This is a genomic window from Bradyrhizobium sp., from assembly GCF_004799405.1.
In the GTDB taxonomy this organism is placed as follows: Bacteria; Pseudomonadota; Alphaproteobacteria; order Rhizobiales; family Xanthobacteraceae; genus Bradyrhizobium.
The window spans coordinates 1-9,412 of record NZ_SSMW01000039.1; the positions used below are offsets into that span (position 1 = coordinate 1).

General features: G+C 59.8%; 8 protein-coding genes, 1 tRNA gene and 2 pseudogenes. 4 read left to right on the top strand and 7 right to left on the bottom strand.

The features are described from left to right. From E7813_RS06990 to E7813_RS07010, 5 genes and pseudogenes are all read right to left on the bottom strand, one after another. A pseudogene (locus E7813_RS06990) lies at window positions 1-150 on the bottom strand (arylsulfatase); the annotation flags it as partial. A gap of 5 nt (window positions 151-155) precedes the next feature. After that, window positions 156-509 carry a hypothetical protein gene (locus E7813_RS06995; RefSeq protein ID WP_291572207.1) on the bottom strand — a complete coding sequence of 118 codons (354 nt, stop codon included), beginning with the start codon at window positions 507-509 and terminating at the stop codon, window positions 156-158. Between the two features lie 19 nt (window positions 510-528). After that, the gene (locus tag E7813_RS07000; RefSeq protein WP_291572208.1) at window positions 529-984 is read right to left on the bottom strand and encodes a GNAT family acetyltransferase; all 456 of its coding nucleotides are present in this window, start codon (window positions 982-984) and stop codon (window positions 529-531) included. Between the two features lie 2 nt (window positions 985-986). After that, the gene (locus E7813_RS07005) at window positions 987-2,414 is read right to left on the bottom strand and encodes an FAD-binding oxidoreductase (RefSeq protein ID WP_291572210.1); all 1,428 of its coding nucleotides are present in this window, start codon (window positions 2,412-2,414) and stop codon (window positions 987-989) included. Window positions 2,415-2,444: 30 nt separating this feature from the next. Beyond that, window positions 2,445-3,437, bottom strand: a complete 993-nt coding sequence (locus E7813_RS07010) for an L-threonylcarbamoyladenylate synthase (RefSeq protein ID WP_291572212.1) — start codon at window positions 3,435-3,437, stop codon at window positions 2,445-2,447. A gap of 67 nt (window positions 3,438-3,504) precedes the next feature. On the opposite strand from E7813_RS07010, the gene E7813_RS07015 reads away from it, so the two are divergent. Beyond that, a tRNA-Pro gene (locus E7813_RS07015) sits at window positions 3,505-3,581 on the top strand. A 219-nt stretch (window positions 3,582-3,800) separates the two neighbouring features. Here the strand turns inward: E7813_RS07015 and E7813_RS07020 are convergent. Further along, a pseudogene (locus E7813_RS07020) lies at window positions 3,801-4,796 on the bottom strand (site-specific integrase); the annotation flags it as partial. A 643-nt stretch (window positions 4,797-5,439) separates the two neighbouring features. On the opposite strand from E7813_RS07020, the gene E7813_RS07025 reads away from it, so the two are divergent. After that, a complete protein-coding gene (locus E7813_RS07025; protein WP_291572214.1) occupies window positions 5,440-6,693 on the top strand; it encodes a patatin-like phospholipase family protein in 1,254 nt (417 codons plus the stop codon). Between the two features lie 380 nt (window positions 6,694-7,073). After that, window positions 7,074-7,982 (top strand): FAD:protein FMN transferase, encoded by a 909-nt coding sequence (locus E7813_RS07030; RefSeq protein WP_291572216.1) that lies wholly within the window; start codon window positions 7,074-7,076, stop codon window positions 7,980-7,982. Here the strand turns inward: E7813_RS07030 and E7813_RS07035 are convergent. Next, window positions 7,972-8,400: an EF-hand domain-containing protein gene (locus E7813_RS07035; RefSeq protein WP_291572218.1), complete on the bottom strand. Its 429-nt coding sequence runs from the start codon at window positions 8,398-8,400 to the stop codon at window positions 7,972-7,974. The genes E7813_RS07030 and E7813_RS07035 overlap by 11 nt on opposite strands. A 316-nt stretch (window positions 8,401-8,716) precedes the next feature. Here E7813_RS07035 and E7813_RS07040 point away from each other — a divergent pair, with 316 nt between their 5' ends. Then, window positions 8,717-9,268 carry a thermostable hemolysin gene (locus E7813_RS07040; protein ID WP_291572220.1) on the top strand — a complete coding sequence of 184 codons (552 nt, stop codon included), beginning with the start codon at window positions 8,717-8,719 and terminating at the stop codon, window positions 9,266-9,268. Window positions 9,269-9,412 lie beyond the last annotated feature (144 nt).

A 9,412-nucleotide genomic window follows, 5' to 3' on the forward strand; every position in this document is an offset into this window, starting at 1 on the left:
CGCGTCGGTAAGGCGGCCATCACGCGCCAAATCGGTCGACAGGCTGTCATCGACCAGGTTCATCAAAGTCGCGTCCGGCCAAAGCCGGGCGAACGAGGACTCGATCGGTCCGATCGAATGCTTCAAGGCGTGGATCAGGGCGATGCGCATGTCGTTCAAGCATCCCGCGCAAAAATGTTCAGCGCCGCATACTGCAGCAGCATGATGGTCTTGGCGTCGGCAATGCGACCGTCGCCGATCATGGCCAGGGCCTGGACGATCGGCAACTCCAGCACCTCGATGTCCTCGCCTTCGGAAGCGATGCCGCCGCCAGCTCCGATCTTCATATCCGGCGCGTATTCCGCGACAAAGAAGTGCAGCTTCTCGGTCACCGCGCCCGGGCTCATGAAAGCTTCAAAAACCTTTTCGCCATTGGCGCGCCGCCATTCGAAGGTCGAAGTCTTTAAGGTGTAGTGGTTGTCGGACAGAACGCGGACGCTCTGGACCCGGATGCGGTCGGCAACGGTCATGCTGTGCCTGCTATTTCGGTTACGGTGTCGGCTCGCGCCCGTCGAGCCATTTCGCAAACACCACGCGATCCTGTTCGAGGTAGCCGAGCGACTGATAGAAGGCGTGAACCGCGACGTTGTCTCCACGGACCATGAGTTGCAGTTTTTCGAGACCGCGGGAGCGCAGCCAGTCTTCCGCAGCTGCCATGATGACGCGACCATATCCCTGGTGGCGGCATCCGGGATCCACGGCAACGTAATAGACCCAGCCGCGATGGCCGTCATGGCCGACCAGCACCGAGGCGACGAGGCCGCTGCGGTCACGCCCGACCAGCACGGTCGCATTCGGTCCCTTGCGGGCGAGCGCGATGTCCGCTGCGGGATCGTTCCATGGCCGCGTCAGGCCGCAGCGCTGCCATAGCGCGATCACATCGGCGATATCGGCGTCCTCGATCGCAGCGATCGTCAGCGCGGTAGGAGAGATTGCCGGAGCCACGCTTACAGCACCTTGCCGGGGTTCATGATGCCGAGCGGATCGAGCATCGCCTTGATGTCGCGCATCAGCTCGATCGCGACCTTGTCCTTTACCTCCGGCAGTTCGTCGCGCTTGAGCACGCCGATGCCGTGCTCGGCGGAGATTGATCCGCCCATCCGCATCACGATCTGGAACACGACCGCATTGACCTCGTGCCAGCGGGCGAGGAAATCGGCGGCGTTGTCGCCGGGGCGCTGGCTGACATTGTAATGGATATTGCCGTCGCCGAGATGGCCGAACGGCACCGGCCGCGAGCCTGGCAGCAGTTTTACAACGGCAGCATCGGCTTCGGCGATGAAATCCGGCACGGCTGCGACCGGCACCGAAATGTCGTGCTTGATCGAGCCGCCTTCCGGCTTTTGCGCCGCGGACATCTCGTCGCGCAGCTTCCAGAACGCCTGGCGCTGGCCGAGATTGGCGGCGATCACGGCATCGTCGACAATGCCTTGCTCCAGGCCTTGCGCCAGGATCGATTCCAGCGCCGCGCGGGCGTCGTCGCGCGAGGAAGACAGCTCCATCAGCACGTACCAGGGATGCTTGGCCGCCAGGGGATCGCGGATGTCGATGCCATGACGCACGCTGAAATCGACCGCGAGTTCGGACAACAGCTCGAAACTGGTAAGGCTGCCGGCGGCCTCGTTCTGCGATATCGTCAGCAGTTTCAGCGCGTCCGCAGGCGATTTCAGGCCGACGAACGCCGTCTCCACCGCGCGCGGCTTCGGAAACAGTTTTAGCGTCGCCGCGGTGATGATGCCGAGCGTGCCTTCGGCGCCGATGAAGAGGTTGCGCAGGTCGTAACCGGTGTTGTCTTTCTTCAGCTTCGACAGGCTGTTGAGAATGCGCCCGTCCGCCAGCACCACTTCCACCCCGAGCGCCATCTCGCGGGCCACGCCATAGGCCAGCGCGGTGGTGCCGCCGGCATTGGTCGAAAGATTGCCGCCGATGGTGCAGCTTCCCTCCGCGCCGAGCGACAGTGGGAACAGCCGGTCGACCTCGGCCGCGCGTTGCTGCGCGACCTGCAGCACCACGCCGGCCTCGCAGGTCATGGTGTTGGAGGCCGGATCGATGTCGCGGATCTTGTCCATCCGCCGCATCGAGACCACCACCTCGCCATTATGCGGGGTCTGTCCGCCGACCAAGCCGGTATTGCCGCCCTGCGGCACCAGCGCGATTTTGTGTTTGGTGGCGAGCTTGCAGATCGCTGATACTTCCGCGGTCGAACCCGGCCGAAGCACCAGCGGAGAGCGGCCGTGAAACAAATCGCGCTCTTCGGTCAGATAGGGCGCGATGTCGGCCGCATCCGTCATCGCATATTTGTCACCGACGATCCTGCGAAAACGCGCGACCAGTTCAGGCGAGAGCGGCGGGGTCGAAGGCTGGACGATATTCATCTCGGTCTCTGGTTCTTCTTTGGCGTCTCTTCATTCCCGTCCCATCGCGGCGCGGCGCAGCCGGTCGTTGATAGCTTCGCCGAGCCCGTGATCCGGCACCGGCATCACCGCGATGGCGCGCGCGCCCTTGGTGTCGAGCTCGCGAAGATAGCCGAAAAGATTGGCGGCGGCTTCAGCGAGATCGCCGCGCGGGGACAAATTCATCACAATGGTTGACGCCGTTGCTCCCGGCACGCGATCCGAACCAAACGCCAGCAGGGCTTCGCCAGCCTCGATCCTGTCGGCGTTGAGCTTGACTTTGGTGCGCGGCGCGTAATGCGAGGCCAGCATGCCCGGCGCCAGCGGCTGGGTGTTGTCGCTGTTCGCGTCATCCGGCATTTGCGCCAGCGCGCGGCCGAGCACGCGCTCGATCTCGCCGCGTGGCAGCCCGCCGGGGCGCAGCAGCATCGGAGCATCGAAGCATCCGACAATGGTGGATTCGACCCCGACCGTGACAGCGCCGCCGTCGACGATCAGGTCGATGCGCCCCGCAAGGTCGCTTTGCACATGGGCGGCCGTGGTCGGGGAGACATGGCCCGACAGGTTGGCCGAGGGCGCCACCACCGGGCCGCCGAACGCATGTAAAACAGCCCGCGCAACCGGGTGAGCGGGAACCCGGATCGCGACGGTATCGAGCCCGGCGGTAGCGAGATCGGCCACCGCGCAGTCCTGGGTCTTTGGCAGCACCAGCGTCAGCGGACCCGGCCAGAACGCGTTGGCCAGCGCGGTCGCCGTTGCGTCGAAGCGGGCGATCCGCATCCCGGCCGAAAGGTCGCTGACATGGGCGATCAGCGGATTGAACGATGGCCGGCCCTTGGCCTGATAGAGCCGCGCAATCGCCGCAGGGTTGGTGGCATCGGCGCCGAGCCCGTAAACCGTCTCGGTCGGGAACGCGACCAGCCCGCCTGCCGCCAGGCACCGCGCCGCGTCGGCCACGGCAGCCTCGCCGGCGGGCAGAATCTGCGTTGTCAGGCCGGTTTTCACGGGGTTTATGTCCTCAATTCGGCTTCTTGCGGTGCGCGACACCGAAGGCTATAAGCCGCGTTCTTGTCGGAGTGTGGCTCAGTCCGGTAGAGCACTGCGTTCGGGACGCAGGGGTCGCAGGTTCAAATCCTGCCACTCCGACCAGAAATCATTAGAGTTTTTCTTCTCATTTGCATCACCGGTCAAGTTGACCACCGTTTCGGCCACCGAAACGAAGCGGCCTTTTTGGCCGATTGCAGCCGCAGCGCCCTGCAAATGATCGGGATGGTGGTGCCCATAGGTGTCCTGCAGCACCTCGGGTGACATGCCCAAGAATCCGGCCGCCTCCCAGATCGGCACGCCGCGCTGCATCAGCCAAGTGGCCGCCGTATGGCGCAAAGTGTGTGGCGTGACCCTACCGCTCAGACCGGCGAGATTCACGGCGCTGTGGAAGCCCCTCTTTACCGATGAAACCGGCTTGCCGTTGAATTCAACGAAGCAGGTGGCGATCAACTTTCGTGCCGTCCAGCGCCGCATGTGGGCGAGCAGCCGCGGTGGGATCGGTGCCGGCGTCTGCCGCTTTTTGGTGGCTCGCTTGCCGATCGGCTTGCGATAGAAAATGCCGCGCGCAAGATCGACATACGAGAGGCCGGGTTCAGCATACGGCGATGCTGAGGCGATCGCCCCCGCCCTGGTGCCGGTGTACAAGCCGATCAGAATGAACCTGGCAACATGTCTCAGCGGGCGTCGGTCGGTCTGCACGAGGCGACCTTTTGACGTGCCAGAATGATTCGTCTGTCTCTCCCGATATCGCCAGCAATGCCAAATGAGCGCTGCAGCTTCGTTTCGCGTGAGCCATCGGTCGCGGCCCTCGCCCTTGGGCGGAAGCGACACCCGCACCACGCCCCGGTGAAAGCCTTCCTTTGCATGGTGGTTGATTGCGGCGCGAAAAGTCTCAAGGTCACGGCGCGCGCCGCCACGGTTGCCACGATGTTTGACGTACGCCGCACAGGTCTGAGCATTGACAGCTGACAATCTCTTTCCGCCCCAGAATTCATTGAGGCGTTCAATCCTTGCGTCGATCTCGAACTGGTCGTCCGGCTCACCAATATCGGTCAGATAAATCGACAGGACGTCAGCGCAGTCGATGTCGTCGATATCCTGCCGGCGGCGTTCCGGTTGATACTTTCGAGCGATGTAGTCGGCTAAGGCTTGCTCTGCTTCTTGAGGCGGTTTTGTTTGAGACGCGTCCGCAATGCATCCTGTGGCGATATGGCGGTCGCCGTCCTTGATGATCCAGACGGCTTGGTGAACGATTCTACCATCGTGGGATCTAGCTTTTCGCTTGTACAGTCGGGCTCCTTTGCTTGGACGCGGCATAGTTCTCTCATTCTCTTGATGGCTTCTAGAGTGGTGTAGTCTTTCCCCGCGACGCGCTCGATGTGGAGCGCGGCTCGACGGCAAAGATCAGAAGCGCATGCGCGAGAATGACGCTACCGCAAATCAGGATGCGCAACGCGTCTAAATCAGTGCGCCTGACAGCGGCAGGGTCAACCATCGCACCGGACCGCTCTGGCATTTGCGTGTCTGTCATCTCTGCCATTTCACCAAATGTTATCGATCGGGGCGAACGCTATTTTGATATCGGGAGTTACTTGCCATCGTCAACACAATAGGTCTGCTTCAACCGTCCGCTCCCTCCCGTATTTCCTCCGCCCATCCTTCTGAAAGTATCACTGTCGCGTTAGGGTCGACCGATCCAGATGTTGATGACGCCCAATGTCTGCGCGGGTAGCAGGTTGTACCAACTATTCAATTTTTATCACGGATTGTTAAGCCGGGGCATGGTGCCGCCGCGATATCACCACAAAGCCAACACGCAACCGCCGCGGGTTCATAACTGAAGTGCAAGCTCGATGGGACCAGGATACTCCTCGATGGAATTGTTGCGAAAAACTAAAATGTCCTCACGCCCGCGATCCTGGCCGTGTCGTTGCGGTACCTTGAGATCGCTTGGCTAAAGATGAAGTCCTTCAGCGCGCCATTTTCGCCTTCGATCAGAGACGGCGTGACAGTCCGCCCCGAGGTTGTGCTGCGGCGGACGTCCCTTTTTGGCTTGATCGGCCTCATATCGATTCTGACGGCAGGATGCGCGACGATCTCCCCGCGCAACGTCTTGCCGCAAGCGAGAGCCAGCCAGATCGAGGTCGAAGGCTTTCATAACATCCGCTTCTGGGGCGATGCCTCGAGCAAGGAAATCCAGTCGATCATAATGGCGGATGTGCCGGGGCCTGAGAGACATACACCGGTATCAAATCTTCTCGCGATTTCCGGCGGCGCCGAAGACGGCGCCTTTGGCGCTGGCCTCTTGGTCGGCTGGAGCGATGCGGGCACGCGGCCGCCGTTCGATTTGGTAACGGGCGTCAGCTCGGGCGCGCTGATTGCCCCGTTCGCATTCCTGGGGCGAGCGCATGACAGTCAACTGCGCGAGATTTTTACAAAATACGGTAGGAAGGACGTTTTTACCTATAACGTGCATGGTTTGCTCGAAGGCTCTTCGCTCACTGACGACGCGCCGTTGGTGAAATTGATTGAGACCTACGTGGACGATGCGTTCATTCAGGAGGTCGCCAGAGAGCGGATCAAAGGTCGAATTTTGCTGATCGGCACCACCAATCTCGATACGCAGCGGCCTGTATTGTGGGACATGGGGCGGATCGCGATGAGCAACGATCGCGAGGCGACGGTGCTCTTCCGCAAGATATTGTTGGCATCGGCGACGCTTCCGGTGGTGTTTCCGCCGGTCCGTATTCAGGTGCGGGTTGGCGGACAGAATTACGACGAGCTTCATGTCGACGGTGGAGTTACCCGCCAAGTGTTCATCGCTCCGTCAGTCCTTTCATTTGCGTCCCACAATCAAAAAGCGGCAAGACCCGCGCCGAAACCGCGACTGTACGTTATCCGAAATGGAAAAATCGATCCGGAATGGCAATCCGTTGGCGAGAATGTATTATCGATTACGCAGCGTTCGATCTCGACGCTGATCAAGAATCAGGGGATCGGTGATCTCTACCGGATCTATTCGGTGACGAAGCGCGACGGAATAGACTTCAATCTTGCGAGCATTCCAGCCGATTTTACCGAGACCAGCGATGAGCCGTTCGACCAGAAATACATGGTCGCACTTTTCGACCGCGGCTATAATCTTGCGAGTCATAACTACGCCTGGGCGAAAGCTCCGCCGGGCATGGAATTGACAACACAGGCGCACAACTGAGCATCTGCTCCGGCTTCGATACGGAAATCTCCCTATGCAACAAGTCTACCAAGGCAACGGAACGGAACTGTCTGTCCATCACTGCACCGCCCCAGTTGCGGCAAAGGGGCAGGCCTGAAATTGAGCGGTATTGCACCAATCAATTGCGCCTTCGTCGCAAGTTGCGTAACGTTGGAGTTGCGTAGAGGGCGTCAGGGCCGGTGGATCAAAGCTAGCCGCTCTTAACGAAACGGCCGACCGCCCATCGGCAGCAGCCGACTTTTGTAACAAAATCGGCACCGACCGGATATGCCGAGGCGCTCTGGCCCTGTCCGTGCGTTGTCCCGCTGAATGGCAAGCATTTTGTGCAAATTTGTTGCCGACTCTGCTGGAGCCACGTGATGCTTTCGACGGTGCATCAATTCTACGCGATGGCATCTGACTGTGCAGTCCACCTCTATGGAGAAACAGCCGAATATCTCGAGCTGTTCGCAGCAGCCGCCGAGGCCGAAGTCAGAAGAATTGAGACGCGTTATTCGCGCTACCGCGGCGATAGCGAACTAGCACGGATCAACAAGGCCGCGGCGACCGGTGGCGTTATCGAAATCGACGCAGAGACGGCGGCTTTGATCGCTTATGCAAAGGCCTGTTTTGCAAAGAGCGCTGGCGCTTTTGACATCACCTCAGGTCTGCTTCGGACGGTCTGGGACTTTTCCGCCTCGCATTTACCCGATCAAGCATCGATCGACGCCGCATTGCCGTTCATTGGTCTCGACAATGTAGCCCTCGCGGACAGCCAGCTTCACTTCCGAAAACCCGGCATGGAGCTCGATTTCGGCGGCCTTGGAAAGGAATATGCAGCCGATCGCGCCGCGGAAGTATGCCTTGATCTTGGCGCGCGTCACGGCTTCGTCGATTTGGGCGGCGATATTCGCGTTATCGGCCCGCAACCCGACGGGCAACCCTGGAGAATCGGCATCCGGCATCCGCGGGACGCCGGAAAGCTTGTCGCCGAAATTGAGCTGGCAAACGGCGCGCTCGCCACTAGTGGGGACTATGAACGCTTCATTGAAGTCGATGGCCGGCGCTATTGCCATATTCTCGATCCGAGAACCGGATGGCCAGCCCGAGGACTTACTACGGTTACCGTAATTTCAGATCACTGCCTGGTCGCCGGGAGCCTGTCGACGGCGGCAATGTTAAAGGGAAAGGAAGGGGCCGCCTGGCTTCAAGGCCTGGGCGTTCGTCACATGTTGATCGACGAGAACGGGGAATACTCCGGCAGCGAGCCGCCACTACTCACGCGCTAATATTGATCAGCGCTCCCGGCGACGCCGTTGGCGACACGGCTGCGGGATCGATCTGATTGAGAGCCTGCAGACTCGCGGTCAATGTATCAGCCGGCTGCGACGCCGATTGTGCAGGTCCGTCGGCACGGAGTGATGCCATCAAGCCAGACATGGTCGAGACGAAATCTTGCTTCGATACGCTACCGGTGCCCGTGGGATCGAGTGAGGCGAAAATCGCATCCGCTCCCTGTTGCTGAAACACGGCCGGAGGATTTTTCGTCTGGAAGGCCTGCTCGAATTGAGACAGCGTGATCCACCCTGAGCCGCTAGAGTCTATCGAATCAAACAGACTCGACATCTTTTGCTGCGGCGGCGCGCCGTAGCTTGCGCCGGAGACCGCGTGAAGTCCTGAAGATGAAGAAATTCCGGAAATGTCCACTGCCTGGTCTCTATCGTATCGGCTTTAAGGATTTCGAACGAAAGTGCCAGACAGACGTAAACAGTTTCTTAACCAGGAACTTGAGGTTTGTTCGCCGACCGCGACCGAAAACTCCCTCCGATCCACTAAGAAAACTCTTTTAGAATGATTCTAAGTCAGATATGGTCGAGTTCCAAGGGCCGTCACGCGCCGATTGTTTCCTAAGAGTTCCAATAAACAACCACATACTCAATTAAGCCGTTGTTGGGTAACACATGCTGTTCGGTGGAATCGAGAGGCACACAGATGTGCGAAACCATCGTCTTCCGACAGGGTGATGCTTTACGCGAGCGCGCTGAAACTTTCATTCGGAACGTCTATGCCGCAGAGCGCACAGCTACGAACGTTTCCTGCCTGCATCTTTGCCCTTTTGAACGACGGCGACGAGGTCGCTTGCGCGGCCGGTGTACGATTTCAGGATGATGGTTTCTTCTCCGAGCGTTATCTGGATTCGCCGATCGAACAGGCGCTAGGCGCGGTGTCAAAGCGCACGATTTCCCGCTCCGAGATTTTCGAAGTCACCACGTTCGCAAGCCGGGCGCCACGCGCGACGATCGGATTCATTGAGTCCATTGGACGTTTAGGAGAAGCAAACGGTTTCATGTGGTCGTTCTTTACGCTGACGCGCCGCTTACGGCAGTTGGTGGAGCGATTGGGGCATCCTCTGACCTATCTGGCTGACCCTGACTATCGCCGGATCCCTGATCACGAAAGATGGGGTACATATTACGAGTCGGAGCCGAAGGTTTTTGCGATTCCCAGTCCTCGCTTCGCATTCGATCGCGGTGAGGTGCAAGGTACCGGATGCAGGGTAGGGGATGCGGGTTGACCTATGCGGAAGCTGTTTGACGCGCTGACGGAGAAACGGAAGATGAGCTTTTACGATCGTCTGATCGACGAGACCAGCAAAGACCGCGAGTCATTTCTGGCGATACCGATCATCCAACACGCAATCCGGAATGGTGCGCCGCGC

Excerpts from the sequence above, each read along its gene's own strand:
- E7813_RS06995 (WP_291572207.1), bottom strand. The coding sequence starts at position 509 with ATGACCGTTGCCGACCGCATCCGGGTCCAGAGCGTCCGCGTTCTGTCC.
- E7813_RS07005 (WP_291572210.1), bottom strand. The coding sequence starts at position 2,414 with ATGAATATCGTCCAGCCTTCGACCCCGCCGCTCTCGCCTGAACTGGTC.
- E7813_RS07025 (WP_291572214.1), top strand. The coding sequence starts at position 5,440 with ATGAAGTCCTTCAGCGCGCCATTTTCGCCTTCGATCAGAGACGGCGTG.
- E7813_RS07030 (WP_291572216.1), top strand. The coding sequence starts at position 7,074 with ATGCTTTCGACGGTGCATCAATTCTACGCGATGGCATCTGACTGTGCA.
- E7813_RS07040 (WP_291572220.1), top strand. The coding sequence starts at position 8,717 with ATGCTTTACGCGAGCGCGCTGAAACTTTCATTCGGAACGTCTATGCCG.